This window comes from Sphingomonas telluris (assembly GCF_022568775.1).
GTDB lineage: Bacteria > Pseudomonadota > Alphaproteobacteria > Sphingomonadales > Sphingomonadaceae > Sphingomicrobium > Sphingomicrobium telluris.
Genome location: NZ_JAKZHW010000001.1, coordinates 1,740,675 through 1,757,290, shown reverse-complemented (window position 1 = coordinate 1,757,290; position 16,616 = coordinate 1,740,675). Strand labels below are relative to the sequence as shown.

Annotated in this window: 15 protein-coding genes; 9 read left to right on the top strand and 6 right to left on the bottom strand. The window is 65.5% G+C overall.

Features of this window, described 5'->3' with window-relative positions:
• Position 1: 1 nt before the first annotated feature.
• From metH to LZ016_RS08880, 4 genes are read right to left on the bottom strand one after another with little or no spacing between them, the layout of a single operon-like run.
• Positions 2-2,638: a methionine synthase gene (gene metH / locus LZ016_RS08895; protein ID WP_241447500.1), complete on the bottom strand. Its 2,637-nt coding sequence runs from the start codon at positions 2,636-2,638 to the stop codon at positions 2-4.
• A gap of 2 nt (positions 2,639-2,640) precedes the next feature.
• Positions 2,641-3,687: a homocysteine S-methyltransferase family protein gene (locus tag LZ016_RS08890; protein WP_241447022.1), complete on the bottom strand. Its 1,047-nt coding sequence runs from the start codon at positions 3,685-3,687 to the stop codon at positions 2,641-2,643.
• Complete coding sequence (gene metF / locus LZ016_RS08885) at positions 3,684-4,586, bottom strand: methylenetetrahydrofolate reductase [NAD(P)H] (RefSeq protein ID WP_241447021.1); 903 nt, start codon at positions 4,584-4,586, stop codon at positions 3,684-3,686. The genes LZ016_RS08890 and metF overlap by 4 nt, the downstream gene beginning before the upstream one ends.
• Positions 4,583-5,539 (bottom strand): ArsR/SmtB family transcription factor, encoded by a 957-nt coding sequence (locus LZ016_RS08880; protein ID WP_241447020.1) that lies wholly within the window; start codon positions 5,537-5,539, stop codon positions 4,583-4,585. Before LZ016_RS08880 ends, metF begins: the two co-directional genes overlap by 4 nt.
• 197 nt (positions 5,540-5,736) lie before the next feature.
• Here LZ016_RS08880 and LZ016_RS08875 point away from each other — a divergent pair, with 197 nt between their 5' ends.
• Together LZ016_RS08875 and LZ016_RS08870 are read left to right on the top strand one after the other, a co-directional pair.
• Positions 5,737-5,997 carry a circumsporozoite protein gene (locus tag LZ016_RS08875; protein WP_277622532.1) on the top strand — a complete coding sequence of 87 codons (261 nt, stop codon included), beginning with the start codon at positions 5,737-5,739 and terminating at the stop codon, positions 5,995-5,997.
• 77 nt (positions 5,998-6,074) lie between these two features.
• Positions 6,075-6,275 (top strand): hypothetical protein, encoded by a 201-nt coding sequence (locus tag LZ016_RS08870; protein WP_241447019.1) that lies wholly within the window; start codon positions 6,075-6,077, stop codon positions 6,273-6,275.
• Here LZ016_RS08870 and LZ016_RS08865 read toward each other — a convergent pair.
• The gene (locus LZ016_RS08865) at positions 6,272-6,649 is read right to left on the bottom strand and encodes a hypothetical protein (protein WP_241447018.1); all 378 of its coding nucleotides are present in this window, start codon (positions 6,647-6,649) and stop codon (positions 6,272-6,274) included. The genes LZ016_RS08870 and LZ016_RS08865 overlap by 4 nt on opposite strands.
• Before the next feature lie 180 nt (positions 6,650-6,829).
• On the opposite strand from LZ016_RS08865, the gene mdh reads away from it, so the two are divergent.
• The 5 genes from mdh (at position 6,830) to odhB (ending at position 13,412) form a co-directional block, all read left to right on the top strand.
• A complete protein-coding gene (mdh, locus tag LZ016_RS08860; protein WP_241447017.1) occupies positions 6,830-7,792 on the top strand; it encodes a malate dehydrogenase in 963 nt (320 codons plus the stop codon).
• 103 nt (positions 7,793-7,895) lie between these two features.
• Complete coding sequence (locus LZ016_RS08855) at positions 7,896-8,393, top strand: hypothetical protein (RefSeq protein WP_241447016.1); 498 nt, start codon at positions 7,896-7,898, stop codon at positions 8,391-8,393.
• Positions 8,390-9,277: a succinate--CoA ligase subunit alpha gene (gene sucD, locus LZ016_RS08850; protein WP_241447015.1), complete on the top strand. Its 888-nt coding sequence runs from the start codon at positions 8,390-8,392 to the stop codon at positions 9,275-9,277. The genes LZ016_RS08855 and sucD overlap by 4 nt, the downstream gene beginning before the upstream one ends.
• A 3-nt stretch (positions 9,278-9,280) precedes the next feature.
• The gene (locus tag LZ016_RS08845; protein ID WP_241447014.1) at positions 9,281-12,100 is read left to right on the top strand and encodes a 2-oxoglutarate dehydrogenase E1 component; all 2,820 of its coding nucleotides are present in this window, start codon (positions 9,281-9,283) and stop codon (positions 12,098-12,100) included.
• 10 nt (positions 12,101-12,110) lie between these two features.
• On the top strand, positions 12,111-13,412 hold the full coding sequence (gene odhB, locus LZ016_RS08840) for a 2-oxoglutarate dehydrogenase complex dihydrolipoyllysine-residue succinyltransferase (protein ID WP_241447013.1): 1,302 nt from the start codon (positions 12,111-12,113) through the stop codon (positions 13,410-13,412).
• A gap of 19 nt (positions 13,413-13,431) precedes the next feature.
• On the opposite strand, the gene LZ016_RS08835 is transcribed toward odhB, so the two are convergent.
• The gene (locus LZ016_RS08835; RefSeq protein WP_241447012.1) at positions 13,432-14,382 is read right to left on the bottom strand and encodes a glucokinase; all 951 of its coding nucleotides are present in this window, start codon (positions 14,380-14,382) and stop codon (positions 13,432-13,434) included.
• A 132-nt stretch (positions 14,383-14,514) separates the two neighbouring features.
• On the opposite strand from LZ016_RS08835, the gene lpdA reads away from it, so the two are divergent.
• Both lpdA and LZ016_RS08825 read left to right on the top strand, forming a co-directional pair.
• Positions 14,515-15,909, top strand: a complete 1,395-nt coding sequence (gene lpdA / locus LZ016_RS08830) for a dihydrolipoyl dehydrogenase (RefSeq protein ID WP_241447011.1) — start codon at positions 14,515-14,517, stop codon at positions 15,907-15,909.
• Positions 15,910-15,919: 10 nt separating this feature from the next.
• The gene (locus LZ016_RS08825) at positions 15,920-16,603 is read left to right on the top strand and encodes a PepSY domain-containing protein (protein WP_241447010.1); all 684 of its coding nucleotides are present in this window, start codon (positions 15,920-15,922) and stop codon (positions 16,601-16,603) included.
• The last annotated feature ends 13 nt before the right edge of the window (positions 16,604-16,616 follow it).

The following is a 16,616-nucleotide window of genomic DNA, read 5'->3' as shown; positions in this document are numbered from 1 at the left end:
CTTAGTCGAGGTTGGGCCGCACCCAGCGCTCTGCGCAGGCGACATCAACGCCGCGGCGGCTGGCATAATCTTCCAGCTGGTCGCGTCCGATGCGTGCGACGCCGAAATACTGGCTGTCGCGGTGCCCGAAGTAGAAGCCGGACACGGCCGACGTCGGCAGCATCGCGAAATTCTCGGTCAGCGTGACTCCGGCCGGATCGCCGCCGAGCATCTCGAACAGGATCGGCTTCAGGCTGTGGTCCGGGCAGGCAGGGTAGCCGGGAGCTGGGCGAATGCCCTCGAACTTCTCACGGATGAGGTCGGCGTTCGACAGATGCTCGTCCGCATAACCCCAGATGCGGCCACGTACTTCGGCGTGGAGCACTTCCGCGAAGCTTTCCGCAAGACGGTCGGCGAGCGCCTTCAGTAGGATGTCCGAGTAATCGTCGTGCGCGGCCTTGAAGCGCTCGAGATGCGGTTCGAGGCCGTGGATGCCGACCGCGAAGCCGCCGATCCAGTCCTCGCCCTCCGGGTTGATGAAGTCGGCCAGGCATAGGTTCGCCCGTCCTTCGCGCTTTTTCACCTGCTGGCGGAGGAAGGGAACGCGCGTCCAGTCGTTGCCAGCGAGGACCAGGACGTCGTCGCCTTCGCGCTTGCAGCGCCACAGGCCGACCGTGCCGCTGGCTGTCACCCAGCGTTCTGCGATCAGCTGGTCGAGCATCTTCTGGGCGTCGTTGAACAGGCTCGTCGCGCTCTCACCGACGACGGGGTCGTCGAGGATCTGCGGATAGTTTCCGGCCAGCTCCCAGGCGCGGAAGAAGGGCGTCCAGTCGATCGAGGCTCGGAGATCGGCGAGCGGCCATTCGCCGAACTGGCGGAGGCCGGGATATTTGGGCGCCGGAGCCTGGCCCGTCGGGTCGAAAGCGAAGCCGTTGGCGCGCGCATCCTCAAGCGAGGAAAGCTCGCTCTGGCCGCTGCGGGAGCGGGCCTGGCGGAGCGCCTCATATTCGTCGGCGGTCTTTTCGACGAGCGGCTCGCACTGCGTGTCGGACATGAGCGACGAGGCGACGCCGACCGCGCGGCTGGCGTCGAGCACGTGGATCACAGGACCTTTGTAGGCGGGGTCGATGCGCAGCGCCGTGTGCGCCTTGCTCGTCGTCGCGCCGCCGATCAGGAGCGGGGTCTTGAGGCCGAGCCGCTGCATCTCGTCCGCGACGGTCACCATTTCGTCGAGCGAAGGCGTGATGAGGCCGGAGAGACCGATCATGTCGGCGTTGTTGTCCTTCGCGGACTCGAGGATCGTCTGCCACGGGACCATGACGCCGAGATCGATGACCTCGAAGCCGTTGCACTGGAGGACGACCCCGACGATGTTCTTGCCGATGTCGTGAACGTCGCCCTTCACGGTCGCCATCACGATGCGGCCCTTGCCCTGCGTCGCGCCGGTTGCTTCCTTCTCCGCCTCGATGAACGGAATGAGGTGGGCGACGGCCTTCTTCATCACGCGGGCGGATTTCACGACCTGCGGAAGGAACATCTTGCCGGAGCCGAACAGGTCGCCGACGACGTTCATGCCGTCCATTAGCGGGCCCTCGATGACATGGATCGGCCGCTCTGCCTGCTGACGGGCCTCCTCGGTGTCCTCGACGATGTTCGCGTCGATGCCCTTCACGAGCGCGTAGGACAGGCGCTCGGCGACCGGCAGGCTGCGCCATTCGGCGAGCTTCTTTTCCTCGGCGGCGTCGGTACCCTTGAAGCGCTCGGCGAGCGCGATGAGGGTCTCGGTCGCGTCGTCCTTCCGGTCGAGGATGACGTCCTCGACGGCTTCGCGAAGCTCCGGGTCGATCTGATCGTAGACGTCGAGCTGGCCGGCGTTGACGATGCCCATGTCCATGCCGGCCGGAATGGCGTGGTAGAGGAACACACTGTGCATCGCGCGGCGCACGGGCTCATTGCCGCGGAACGAGAAGCTGAGGTTCGACAGGCCGCCCGAGATGTGCACGCCGGGGCAGCGGCGCCGGATGTCGGCTGCCGCCTCGATGAAGTCGATCGCGTAGCGGCGATGCTCGTCGATACCCGTCGCGATGGCGAAGATGTTCGGGTCGAAGATGATGTCCTGGGCTTCGAAGCCGTTGGCGAGGAGCAGATTGTAGGCGCGCTCACAGATGGCGACCTTGCGCTCGGCCGTGTCGGCCTGACCGACCTCGTCGAACGCCATGACCACGACGGCGGCGCCGTAGGCGTGACACTTGCGGGCGAGCTCGAGAAACGGACCTTCGCCTTCCTTGAGGCTGATCGAATTGACGATCGGCTTGCCCGACACGCACTTGAGGCCCGCCTCGATCACGCTCCACTTGGAGCTGTCGACCATCACGGGGACGCGGGCGATGTCCGGTTCGGCGGCGATGCGCTTCAGGAAGGTGGTCATCGCCTGCTCTGAATCGAGCAGGGCTTCGTCCATGTTGACGTCGATAATCTGCGCGCCGTTCTCGACCTGGTCGCGCGCGACCTCGACCGCGGCGTCATAGTCGCCGGCGAGAATCAGCTTCTTGAACTTGGCGGAGCCGGTGACGTTCGTGCGCTCGCCGACGTTGACGAAGCGCGCGCCTGCCGCGACCTGCTCGGCGGGTTCGGGCTCAATGACGGCCTGTGCACGAATGCTCACGCGGCGATCACCATTGGTTCGAGGCCCGCGAGAAGAGTCTGGCGAGGTGCTGCCGGGACCTTGCGCGGTTCACGCCCGCGGGTCGCTTCGGCGATGGCGGCGATGTGCGCGGGCGTCGTTCCGCAGCAGCCGCCGACGATGTTGACCAAGCCGGCGTCCAGCCATTCGCGCACCTGTGCCGCGGTCTCCTCGGCAGCCTCGTCATATTCGCCAAGCTCGTTCGGCAGGCCGGCGTTCGGGTAGGCCATGATCAGAGTGTCGGCCAGGGTCGAGAGCGCCGCGAGATGCGGGCGAAGCTGCGCTGCCCCGAAGGAACAGTTCAGGCCGATGGTGACCGGCCGCGCATGGCGGACGCTCGCCCAGAATGCCTCGACCGTGTGGCCCGACAGGTTGCGGCCGCTCAGGTCGGTCAGCGTCATCGAGATCATCAGCGGAAGCTCGCGGCCGAGCGCCTGTTCTGCCTCCAGCGTCGCCATGATCGCCGCCTTGGCGTTCAGCGTGTCGAAGATCGTCTCGATGAGGATGAAGTCGACGCCGCCTTCTATGAGCGCATCGATCTGCTCGCGGTACACGTCCTTGACCGTGTCGAAGTCGACCTCGCGAAAAGCGGGGTCGTTGACGTTCGGTGACAGCGACAGAGTCTTGTTGGTGGGCCCGAGGGCGCCGGCGACCCAGCGCGGCTTGCCGTCCTTTGCGGTGTAGCGATCCGCGACCTCGCGCATGATGCGCGCAGAGGCCCAGTTCATCTCCGCCGCCAGGTCCTCGGCGCCATAGTCGCCCTGGCTGATGCGGTTCGCATTGAACGTGTTCGTCGCGAGGATCTCCGCGCCCGCGTCGGCGAAGCTCTCGCAGATGCTGCGGATGACCTGCGGCTGCGTGATGTTGAGAAGGTCGTTGTTGCCCTTCTGGTCCTTCACGAGGTCGAGACCGGCGCAATAATCGTCGGCGCCGAGCTTCCGCGCCTGGATCCCGGTGCCGTACGGCCCGTCCTTGATCAGGATGCGCTTCGCGGCCTCCGCACGAAGGGTGTCAGCGATACTCATGCTTTCGCCCGAACTCCAAGAAGATGGCAAATGGCGTAGCTGAGCTCCGCCCGGTTCAGTGTGTAGAAGTGGAAGTGGCGGACGCCGCCCGCGTAGAGCTGGCCGCAAATCTCCGCTGCCACCGTCGCGGCGATCAGCTGCCTTGCCGACGGAAGGTCGTCGAGGCCTTCAAACAGCTGGTCCAGCCATTGCGGGATGCTCGCTCCACAGGTCGCGGCGAACCGGCGCGTGGTGGCGACGTTCGAAACCGGCAGGATGCCCGGCACGATCTCTGCGTCGATGCCCGCTGCGGCCGCCTCGTCGCGGAAGCGGAAGAAGCAGTCGGCGGAGAAGAAGAATTGCGTGATTGCGCGGTCGGCGCCCGCATCGACCTTGCGCCGCAGGTTCTCGAGGTCGAACGAGCGCGACGAGGAGTCCGGATGGACCTCGGGATAGGCGGCGACCGAGATGTCGAACGGCGCCACGGCCTTCAGGCCCGCGACCAGCTCGCAGGCGTCGCGGTAGCCTTGTGGGTGCGGCTGATACTTGGTGCCGGCTTCAGGCGGATCCCCTCGGAGCGCGACGATGTTGCGGACGCCGAGATCCCAATATTCGCGGGCGATGTCGTCGATCTCGCCGCGGCTCGCGCCGACACAGGTCAAGTGGGCGGCCGGCGTCAGCGAGGTTTCCTTGAGGATGCGCTCGACCGTCTGGTGCGTCCGCTCACGGGTAGATCCGCCCGCTCCGTAGGTTACGGAGACGAAGCGAGGGTGCAGCGGCTCGAGCGTCTTGACCGAATCCCACAGGGTCTCGGCCATCTTCTCCGTCTTGGGCGGGAAGAATTCGAAGCTCACCTCGATGTCGCCGCGCGTCTCCGCGAAGAGCGGCGGGTGGTTCGCTAGGGTTTCGAGCTTGTTCATGCCGCCCTCCGCCGGCGTTCCGCAGCCTTCAGGCCGCGCCACAGCGTAACGGTGAGCTCTCCGCCCTCGAGCCGCTGCACGTGATCGATGGTGAGGCCGGCCGCCTTGAACCAGCCGCTCATGGTCTCGTCGTCGAAGCCCAGCCGAACGTGTGCGTCAGTCGTCCGCAGGTCCTCGCGCTCATGCGCGGCGAAGTCGACCACCAGCAACCGGCCACCGAACGCCAGTACCCGGCTCGCTTCCGAGATCGCGGCGGCGGGGGAGTGCGCATAGTGCAGTACCTGGTGAATGATCACGGTATCCGCGCTTCCGTCGTCCAGGGGCAGCGCGTTCATGTCGCCCTGACGCAGGCTCGAAGAGATACCCGCAGCCTCCAGCTTCGCACGGGCCAGACGCAACATTTCGGAGGAGCGGTCGATGCCGATTGCTTGCTGGGCGTCGCGCCCGAACAGCTCGATCATTCGCCCGGTGCCGGTACCGATGTCGACGAGACGGCCGAGGGGCTGGTCGTCCAGTGCGATAGCGATCGCCTGCTCGACCTCGCTCTCCGCGACGTGGAGCGAGCGAATGCTGTCCCAGACGTTGGCGTGCGAGGTGAAGTAGCGCGACGCGGCCTCAGCGCGCTCCAGCCGGATGCGGTCCAGCTTCGAAGCGTCGGCTTCAAAGATCGCGCAGGTCGCTTCGTCGGCCCAGGCATCGACCAACCCGAACATCGGGGCGGTCCTCTCCTCGCCCGCGATGGTCAGGAAGACCCAGCTTCCTTCCTTGCGGCGTTCCACGGCTCGCGCGTCCGCCAGGATGCGGACGTGCCGGGACACGCGCGGCTGGCTCTGCCCAAGAAGCTGGGCAAGCTCGCCGACGGACAGCTCTATGCGCCGAAGGAGCGCGAGAATCCGCAGCCGCGTCGGGTCGGCGAGGGCCTGCAGGAGGTCGGCAAGGGGAAGCGCGTCCATCTCGGAAAGCTGATATAAAGAAAACTTTATATGTCAATGAAGCGAGGGAAGTCCAATTTGACCGCAATATGAATTGCGCATTGCACGGCTGTTACACCCTCTGTAATGCCGCGCCCTGGCCAGAGCGGCTTAATCGCGAACGGCCGAGCCCAAAGCCCCCGCGTGCGGGGGCCTGCTTTTTATGGAGTGGAACGATCATGAAGAAGGTTGCTGTGACCGTTGCGGTCCTGGCGCTCGGCCTTGCCGCGTGCCAGCCGAAGGCTGAAGAGAACACCGCCGGCAATGAAGTGAACGTCGAGAACGCTGCGGAGACCGACGTCAACGCCGCCACCGTCGACGCTTCGAACGCCGCCGACAACGCGCTCGACGCGGCCGGCAATGCGATCGAGAACGCGGGCAATGCGGTCGAGAACGCTAGCGACGCCGTCGCGAATTCGGCCGACAACTCAGCGCACTAAGCGTTTCGTTGACTGATTGAAGGGGTCGCGCGCCAGCCGGTGCGCGGCCCCTTTTTCATTGTGCTAGAGGGCTCCGGATGTTCACGCGCGCCTTAATTGTCTCCGCCCTCGTGCTGCTCTGCGGCTGCAACCGCGAGCCTGAAGCGCCTAACGCCGAAGAGAACCGGCAGCTGGATGACGTTGCCAACCTGCTGAACCAGGCTCCGGCAAACCTCGACGCGATCGACGATTACGGCCTCGACGGGAATAATGCCGTCGCGCCCGAGGAACCGAACTAGGGCCTGAGGACCGCCTGCAGGATCTGGCTGACGATCATGGTCGTCGGATCGACGCGATAGAGATAGCCCTGATCGTAGATGTACCGCGACCGCGGATCGAGGACAGAGCTGTACTGGTCCCTGACGCTGTAGGGCAGAGCGCCATAGCCGATCAGTCCGTTGTAATTGCTGGGCACGCGCTGACCGACCTCGAACAGCTTCTTGTATTGGCCGGGTGGCATGCAGGCTGCATTCTTCTTGGCGAGGCCAGGGGGGCAGCCGCCCGTTCCGTAAGCGGCGTTGCCGTGAGCCGAATTGCCATGGCCAGGCTTGGCCAACGCCGGGCTGGCTGAAGCGAGCGTCGCAATGGCTGCGAGCAGAAGAATCTTTTCCATGGCCGGTCCAATGTGCCTCGTCGAAACTGAACAGCGGCTGTCGAGCTTTGGTTGCCGCCGCGACAACAACCTGTCCCATCGCGGGGCGGTTGCCCGACTCTTCATCGCGGTCTAGAGCGCCGCCAACTTTTGCTGCGCCGTTCCTGGCGCGCCCATACAATAGAGGAAAGCAGCAGCCTGATGGCCCGCAAGAAGATCGCCCTGATTGGCGCCGGAATGATCGGTGGAACCCTCGCTCACCTCGCGGCGCAGCGCGAGCTTGGCGACATCGTCCTGTTCGACATCGCCGAAGGCATTCCGCAGGGCAAGGCGCTGGACCTCAGCCAGTGCGGGCCGATCGAAGGCTTCGACGCCAAGCTGACCGGCACCAACGACTATGCCGACATTGCCGGTGCCGACGTGGTAATCGTCACCGCAGGCGTGCCGCGCAAGCCGGGCATGAGCCGCGACGACCTTCTTGGTATCAACCTCAAGGTCATGAAGGCCGTAGGCGAGGGCATCAAGAACCACGCACCCGACGCGTTCGTCATCTGCATCACCAACCCGCTCGACGCGATGGTCTGGGCGCTGCGCGAATTCTCGGGCCTGCCGCACAACAAGGTCGTCGGTATGGCCGGCGTTCTCGACAGCGCCCGCTTCGCTACCTTCCTGGCGCAGGAGTTCAAGGTCAGCGTTAAGGACGTCAACGCCTTCGTGCTTGGCGGCCACGGCGACACGATGGTTCCGGTCACCCGCTACACGACCGTCAGCGGCATTCCCGTAGACGACCTCGTGAAGATGGGCCGCTCGACGAAGGAGCGCATCGACGAGATCGTCAAGCGCACTCGCGGCGGCGGCGGCGAGATCGTCGCGCTGCTGAAGACCGGTTCGGCCTATTACGCTCCGGCAACCAGCGCGATCGCGATGGCCGAAGCCTATCTCGGCGACCAGAAGCGCATCCTGCCCTGCGCAGTGTATGTCGAAGGCAGGTACGGCCTCGACGGCCTCTATGTCGGCGTGCCGGTAGTGATTGGCGCCAATGGTGCGGAAGAGGTCATCGAGATCCCTCTCGACGACGAGGCCAAGAAGAATTTTCAGGTCAGCGTCGATGCGGTGAAGGAGCTTCTGGTGGCCTGCAAGCAGATCGACGGAAGCCTCGCCTGATTGGCAGGAGCTTTCCGCCTTTTTGCCGTAGGTCGAATTTCGGTTTCATTGGCGTGAGTTGATGAGGCATTCTCCTAGCCCCAAGCAGTAGAGGGAGGTTCCAATGATGCTTCCACTTGCAGCAGCCGCTTTGATGAATGCCGCAGGCGCTTCCGCCATGGTGACCCCGGATCAGCTTCCGAACCTGTTCATCGCCGCGTGCCTCGACGGAAGTGCGGCGACGGCCGACGTCTCCGCGACCCCGATCGAGTTCAGTGCGCTTCCGTCCGATCTCCGGTCGCGCCTTGGCAAGCCTATCGCGGCGAAGGTCTGGCAAATCCCAGGCGCCAGCCCAGCTTTTCTCTACTCGCTAAGCTACACGGATCGGGGCTGGAGCCCGAAAATCTGCGGACTTGCGGCCCAGCACCTGGTGCTGCGGCCCGCGTCTGCAGCGGTCGAGACCCGTCTTCGGGGCACTCCGTCCGCTGGATCGTATAAGCCCGTGGAATGGTTGAACGAACCGGCCGGTTATCGCGCTCTTGCGACCCGGGCCGGCGGGTTCACCATCCTGCAGGTCAATTGGCTAACTGAAAATCGTGCGGAGGTCCCGCGTACCCAATGAGCATTCTCGTCGATCGTAATACGAAGGTCATCACTCAGGGGATGACAGGTGAGACCGGCACGTTCCACACGCGCCAGGCTCTCGACTACGGCACCCAGATGGTCGGCGGCGTCACGCCGGGCAAAGGCGGCTCCACCCATCTGGGCCTGCCGGTCTTCGATACGGTCGCGCAGGCCGTCGAGGCGACGGGCGCGACGGCCAGCGTCATCTACGTGCCGCCGCCCTTCGCCGCGGACTCGATCCTCGAAGCCATCGATGCGGAAGTCCCGCTGATCGTCACCATCACCGAGGGCATCCCGGTGCTCGACATGGTGAAGGTGAAGCGCGCTCTCGACGGATCGAAGTCGCGGCTGATCGGCCCGAACTGCCCCGGCGTGCTGACGCCCGACGAGTGCAAGATCGGCATCATGCCGGGCAACATCTTCAAAAAGGGCAGCGTCGGCGTGGTCAGCCGCTCCGGCACGCTCACCTATGAAGCCGTGTTCCAGACCACGAACGAGGGCTTGGGCCAGTCGACGGCGGTCGGCATCGGCGGCGACCCGGTGAAGGGCACCGAGTTCATCGACGTGCTCGAGATGTTCCTTGGCGATCCCGCCACGGAATCGATCATCATGATCGGTGAGATCGGCGGCAGTGCCGAAGAGGACGCCGCCCAGTTCCTCGCCGACGAGGCCCGCCGCGGTCGCCGGAAGCCGGTGGTCGGCTTCATCGCCGGCCGCACCGCGCCTCCGGGACGCCGCATGGGCCATGCCGGCGCCATCGTGTCCGGCGGCAAGGGCGATGCGGAAAGCAAGATCGCGGCGATGGAGGCGGCTGGAATTACCGTCAGCCCAAGCCCATCTGAGCTCGGAAGAACCCTGAAAGAATTGCTGGTTACAGCTTAATCCATGTCTGACGACCAACCGATCACCTTCGAGCGCGAGCCGGGCCCGAGCTGGGCGCGGCCGAACTGGCCGATAGCCGAGCTGGACGACATCAACCTCGGGCTCGACCCGACGCAGGCGACCATCGAAGCGTTCAAGAAAGCCGCTACGGAGAAGGCGGCTGCGGCCGCTCCGGCAGCGGACCCCGACGACGTCCGTCGTGCCGCGGAAGATTCGATCCGCGCGATGATGCTGATCCGCACCTATCGCGTGCGTGGGCATCTCGCCGCGAAGCTAGATCCGCTGGGGCTCCATCACTCCGAGCTGCCGGCGGACCTGACTCCGGAATATCACGGCTTTGGCCCAGGTGATCTCGATCGGCCAATCTGGGTCGGCGGCGCGCTTGGCTTCGAGCGCGCGACCGTCCGCGAGATCGTGAAGGTACTGCAGGCCAATTACTGCGGCACCGTCGGCGTCGAATACATGCACATCAACGACCTGGAGGAGCGCCGCTTTCTACAGGAGCGGATCGAGGGCAAGGACGCCGAGATCCAGTTCACGCCCGAAGGCAAGCGCTCGATCCTGCAGAAGGTGATCGAAGGTGAGCAGTGGGAAAAGTTTCTCGCGCGCAAATATGTCGGGACGAAAAGATTCGGTCTCGATGGCGGCGAGAGCGCGATCCCGGCTCTTGAAGCGGTCATCAAATACGGCGGCCAGTACGGCGTCGAGGAGATCGACGTCGGCATGGCCCACCGCGGGCGCCTGAACGTCCTCTCCAACGTCATGGGCAAGCCGTATCGCGCAATCTTCCACGAGTTCGCGGGCGGAGCGACGAACCCGGCGGACGTCGGCGGGTCGGGCGACGTGAAGTACCACCTCGGCGCCTCGTCAGACCGCGAGTTCGACGGCAACAAGGTGCACTTGTCGCTGCTTCCGAACCCGTCGCACCTCGAAGCGGTCGACCCCGTGGTGCTCGGCAAGGCGCGTGCCGTCATGACGCTGAAGGGCGACAAGCACGGCAAGACGGTGCTTCCGATCCTTCTCCACGGCGACGCGGCCTTCGCCGGCCAAGGGGTGGTGTGGGAATGTCTCAGCTTCTCGGGCCTTCCCGGCTACGGCACCGGCGGCACGATCCACTTCATCATCAATAATCAGGTCGGATTCACGACCAGCCCGCAGTTTGCGCGCTCCTCACCCTATCCGTCGGACGTGGCGAAGGGCATTCAGGCGCCGATCCTTCACGTCAACGGCGACGATCCAGAAGCGGTGACCTTCTGCTGCAAACTGGCGACCGAGTTCCGGCAGACCTTCGGCCGCGACATGGTCATCGACATGTGGTGCTACCGCCGCTTCGGCCACAACGAGGGCGACGAGCCGAGCTTCACCCAGCCGCAGATGTACGCGGAAATCCGCCAGCATCCGCCGATCTCGCAGATCTACGGCAAGCGGCTCATCGCCGAGGGCGTGATCGACCAGGCATGGATCGAAGAGCACACGAAGGGTTTCGTCGAGCATCTGGAAGAGGAGTTCCAGGCCGCCGTGAGCTATCTGCCGAACAAGGCGGACTGGTTCGAGGGACGCTGGACGGGGCTCGGCCGGCCGGATGAGCCGGTGCTCGGCCGCCGCAACATCGAGACCGCAGTCTCCGACGAAGAATTCCGCAAGGTCGGTGAGCTTCTGACCACGGTTCCGGAGGGTATTCACGTCCACAAGACGCTGCAGCGCATCCTCGACGCCAAGAAGGCGATGTTCGAGACGGGCAGCGGCTTCGATTGGGCCACGGCCGAAGCGCTGGCGTTCGGGACTTTAGTCGCCGAAGGGCACAACGTTCGCCTCTCCGGCCAGGACAGCGGCCGCGGCACCTTCAGCCAGCGTCATGCCGTCTGGGTCGATCAGCAGAGCGGCGAGAAGTACATCCCGCTGACGCACGTTCCGGGCGGCGGCCGTTTCGAGGTCCGTGACAGCCCGCTCAGCGAGTTCGGTGTGCTCGGCTTCGAATATGGCTATTCGCTGGCGGACCCCCGCACGTTGGTGTGCTGGGAGGCGCAGTTCGGCGACTTCGCCAATGGCGCGCAGACAATCATCGACCAGTTCGTATCGAGCGGCGAGGCCAAGTGGCTCCGCGCGAGCGGGCTCGTGATGCTGCTGCCGCACGGGTTCGAAGGGCAGGGGCCGGAGCACAGCTCTGCCCGCCTCGAGCGCTACCTGCAGCTTTGCGCCGACGACAACATGCAGGTCGCGAACTGCACGACGCCGGCGAACTACTTCCACATCCTGCGCCGCCAGCTTCTCCGCGACTTCCGCAAGCCGCTCGTGATGATGACGCCGAAGTCGCTGCTGCGGCACAAGCTGGCCGTCTCGGAAGCGTCCGACTTCACGGGCGAGAGCCACTTCCGCCGGATCGTGAGCGACCTGAACGCGCCGGTCGAGGGCGACACCCGCCGTCTCGTCCTCTGCACGGGCAAGCTGGCCTACGAGCTGATGGAAGCGCGCGACGCCGCGGGCGACCGCTCGACCGAGATCGTGCGCATCGAGCAGCTCTATCCCTATCCGTCGGAGCCTTTGGTGAAGCGCCTCAAGGCGATGCCGAAGCTGGAATCGGTCGTCTGGGCGCAGGAAGAGCCGCGCAACAACGGCGCCTGGTTCTTCGTCGAGCCGCTTATCGAGCAGTGCCTGACGGACGCCGGCTTCCGCGGCTTGCGGGCGCAATATGCGGGCCGGGATAACTCGGCTTCGCCCGCCACCGGCCTCGCCAAGCGCCACGCCGCGGAACAGGCGAACTTGATTGCCGCCGCTCTAGGCCATAGCAGCCGCGTCGAAGGCCCGGCCGTCGCCGCTCAGTAGAAGGACCATTATGGCCACCGACGTTGCAGTTCCCGCTCTTGGTGAATCGATCACCGAAGGGACTCTTGCCCAGTGGCTGAAGAAGCCAGGCGAAGCCGTTGCTGCCGACGAGCCTATCGCGACGCTTGAGACCGACAAGGTCAGCGTCGACGTGCCGTCGCCCGTCGCCGGCGTGCTCAGCGAGACGCTGGCGAACGAGGGCGACACGGTTGCCGTCGGCGCTCTCATTGCGCGGATCGACGAGAAGGCGACCGCCGGTGCCACGCCGGCGCAAGCGGCAGCGGCCGCCACGACGAATCCGGCCGGAGCTGGTGAGAACCCGCAGCTTCGCGGAAGCGAGCATGCGCCGGAGCCGACCGCCAACGGTGACGAGGATGCGATCACCACGCTGTCGCCCGCAGTGCGACGCGCCGTGCTCGAGCATCATGTCGACCCGAGCAAGATCCGCGGCACCGGCAAGGACGGCCGCCTGACCAAGGACGACGTGCTGGCCGCCGCAGAAGCAGCGAAGGCTGGTGGCCCAGTGCATGAGCCGGAAGCCCGCGCTCCCGCGCCGACCGCACCCCCACCGCAATCTGCCCCGCAGCCCGCGGCAAAGGTTCAGACCGGCGAACGCCGCGAAGAGCGCGTGAAGATGACGCGCCTGCGCCAGACGGTCGCCAAGCGTCTGAAGGAGGCGCAAAACACCGCCGCCATGCTGACCACGTTTAACGACGTGGACATGTCGGCGGTCATCGAGGCGCGCGCCAAGTACAAGGATCTGTTCGAGAAGAAGCACGGCATCCGCCTCGGCTTCATGGGCTTCTTCGTGAAGGCCGTCGCGCTCGCGGCGAAGGATGTTCCCGCCGTGAACGGCAGCATCGAAGGCGACGAGATCGTCTACCACGACTATCTCGACGTTTCGGTCGCCGTCTCCGCCCCGAAGGGCCTCGTCGTCCCGGTCATCCGCAACGCCGACCGCATGAGCTTCGCCGAGATCGAGAAGACGATCGCCGACTTCGGCAAGCGCGCCAAGGAAGGTTCGCTGACGGTCGAGGACATGACCGGCGGCACCTTCACCATATCCAACGGCGGCGTGTTCGGTTCGCTTCTGTCGACGCCGATCATCAACCCGCCGCAGTCTGCGGTGCTCGGCATGCACCGCATCGAGGAGCGCCCCGTAGTCAAGAACGGCCAGATCGTCGCCAAGCCGATGATGTACCTGGCGCTCAGCTACGATCACCGCCTGATCGACGGCCGCGAGGCGGTGACCTTCCTCGTCCGCATCAAGGAAGCGATCGAAGACCCGACGCGTCTCCTGATCGACCTGTAGTCTCCACGCCGGCCGCCTATCAGGCGGCGGCGTTCAGCCTGCGATCCATGCTTTGTGCGAGCCGCTCGGCGGCCCCGGTCAGCACCGCTTCGTGCTGGTCGACGCGCCACGCGGCGCTGCCAACTACGAGCCGGCCGAAGTTGCGACGCGTCGAGAAAGCCGCTCCGAAATGTGTCCGGCTATCGGCCTGCAGCATTCGGGCCGCGCGAGAGCCGGTGATCAGCATGCCCTGCCACGCGCCGAAGCTGTGCATCAGGTTGACTGCGAAACGGCCCAGCATGTTCGCTAGCATGCGTGGACGTTCCGTATCGAGCATCTCGGGACAAGCCGTCGTCCAAACGGGGTCGAGCCGGTCGAGCATCAGCAGCATCTCCCAGCTGGCGACCGCATATGTTCCGCGCGCGGCCTTGGCGAGGCGCTCCTCGCGATCATTGGCGGGAGAGAAGTCCATGTGGCCCGCCTCCGTCTCCAGCACGGAGACCGAACCGTCGCGGGCAATGTCCATGATCGCGGCGCCAACGCCTTCCTCAACCATGATCATGCCGTAGCGCCCAGGTTTGTCGAAGGTCGGCATGCCGGCGCCGCGCAGCGGCTCGATGATGCCGGTGCCGGATCGCGCTGCCCAAGCGCGCGCCGCGACGTCGTTAAGGATGACCGGCTCGGTCCCGAAATAGGCCGCGAGGCCGGCCCTGCTGATGGTCCAGCGGGAGCGCACCAGCGAGATCGTTTCCCCGCTCGCGGCACCGGCGATGGCCATCGCGCATTGCATGCCTCGCAGGTGCAGGCCCTTCTCGCGCTGGTACTGCTGCAGCGTGTCGGTAAACGTCGGGACGCCTTCGACATTGATCTCGTAAAGGTCGGCGATTCGCGGCCGCGCGGACGGCATCGCCGTCGCGAAGCGCAGCACTCCCTCACGCGAAGCTTCAATCAACAGCCAAGGGCTCGCGCCCTGCACGCCAAGGTTCATCATGTACTACGGCTCTCCCCCGTGCTGATAGCGCTAACATATGAGCGTTAAATCCGCGTTACCGGCGCCGGCGCGGCTTGCGAGCACCCCGCCGCGCCCCTAAGTCGCGCGCAAACCCCAAAAGCGGAGCGATTGATGGCCGAGGCCTACGACTTTGATGTTCTCGTGATCGGCGCGGGCCCGGGCGGCTACGTCGCAGCCATCCGCGCCGCGCAGCTTGGCCTCAAGACCGCTTGCGCCGAGAGCCGCGAGACGCTCGGCGGGACCTGCCTCAACGTGGGCTGCATCCCGTCCAAGGCGCTCCTCCACGCGTCGGAATATTATGAAGCGGCCGCGGGCGGCGCGATGGCAAAGATGGGCATCAAGGTGACACCGGAGCTCGACCTTCCGGCGATGCACGCCCAGCGCATCGACGCTGTGAAGGGCCTGACCGGCGGCATCGAGTTCCTGTTCAAGAAGAACAAGATCGAATGGCTGAAGGGCCGCGCCAGCTTCGAGAGCGCCGACACGGTCAAGGTCGGCGACCGCACCGTACGGGCCAAGAATATTGTCATCGCTACGGGTTCGTCGGTGACGCCGCTTCCGGGCGTGGAGATCGACGAGAAGATCGTCGTGTCCTCGACCGGCGCGCTGGAGCTGGAGAAGGTCCCGGGTCACCTCGTCGTGATCGGCGGCGGCGTCATCGGGCTGGAGCTCGGCAGCGTGTGGCGGCGTGTCGGCGCCAAGGTCACCTGCGTCGAGTTCCTCGACCAGATCCTGCCGGGCTTCGACGACGACGTCCGCAAGGAAGCGAACAAGATATTCAAGAAGCAGGGCATCGAGTTCCGTCTCGGCACCAAGGTTACCGGCGTGCAGGTCGACGGCGGCAAGGCGACGCTGACCGTCGAGCCCGCGAAGGGCGGAGCTGCCGAGACGATCGAGGCGGACGCGGTGCTGGTGTCGATCGGGCGACGGCCGAACACCGAAGGTCTCGCGCTCGACAAGGCAGGCCTTCAGATCAACCAGCGCGGCCAGATCGAGACCGACCACGACTTCCGCACTTCCGTCCCGGGCGTCTGGGCGATCGGTGACGTGATCCCCGGCCCGATGCTCGCGCACAAGGCCGAGGACGAAGGCATCGCGGTCGCCGAGAATATCGCGGGCCTCACCGGCATCGTGAACCACGATGTGATCCCGAGCGTCGTCTACACCATGCCGGAGATCGCCGGCGTCGGCCTGACGGAAGCGCAGGCGCGCGAGCATGGCGACGTGAAGGTCGGCAAGTTCCCGATGCTCGCGAACAGCCGCGCCAAGACCAACCACGAGCCCGACGGCTTCGTAAAGGTCATCGCCGATGCGAAGACCGACCGCGTCCTCGGCGTCTGGATGATCGCTTCGGTCGCCGGAACGATGGTTGCCCAAGCGGCGCAGGCGATGGAGTTCGGCGCGACCAGCGAAGACATCGCCTACACCTGCCACGCCCACCCGACGCACAGCGAAGCGCTGAAGGAAGCGGCGATGGCGGTTCTCGGCAAGCCGATCCACATCTAAGACGGTGCGCGTGGTTACTCGCGCGCAATTCCGCCGATGGCACATTTGGACCGGGTGGCTTGTCGGCATCCCGATTCTGCTGTGGGTGATCTCCGGCCTCGTGATGGTTTGGAAGCCGATCGAGGAGGTTCGTGGATCGGACCTGCTGCGGCCCTCACCGGAAGTGCGCCTGCCGGGACCGCCGATCCCGCCGAACGTCGCCGGAGTGCCGCTCAAGTCGCTCACTCTTGAGCCGCGGGCGGCCGGGCCGCGATGGGTCATCAAGCTGCCGGGTGGAATGACCCGACTTGCTGACCCGCTGACGGGATTGCTGGTTCCTCCGATTTCCGCGGCGGACGCGCGCGGAGAAGTGGAGGCTCGTTACACCGGCGCCTCAACCGTTCGGTCGGTGGCGCGCACGGCCGCCGACGATCCGCCGCTGGACCTACGGCGTCCGGTTTCGACATGGCGGGTCTCGATGAACGACGGCACGCGCTTCTACGTAGATGCGGGCTCGGGCGAGATCATCGCGACGCGGACGCGCTGGTGGCGTTTCTACGACCTGATGTGGGGCTTCCACATCATGGATTTGAAGACGCGCGAGGATACGCACAATCCGCTGATCATCGGCCTCGGCATTGCCGCGCTGGCGATGAGCGTGCTTGGCGCGATCCTGCTGCCCAAAGCGCTCAAGCGGAAGCGGAACTCCGGCTAGAAGCTCCGCTCGC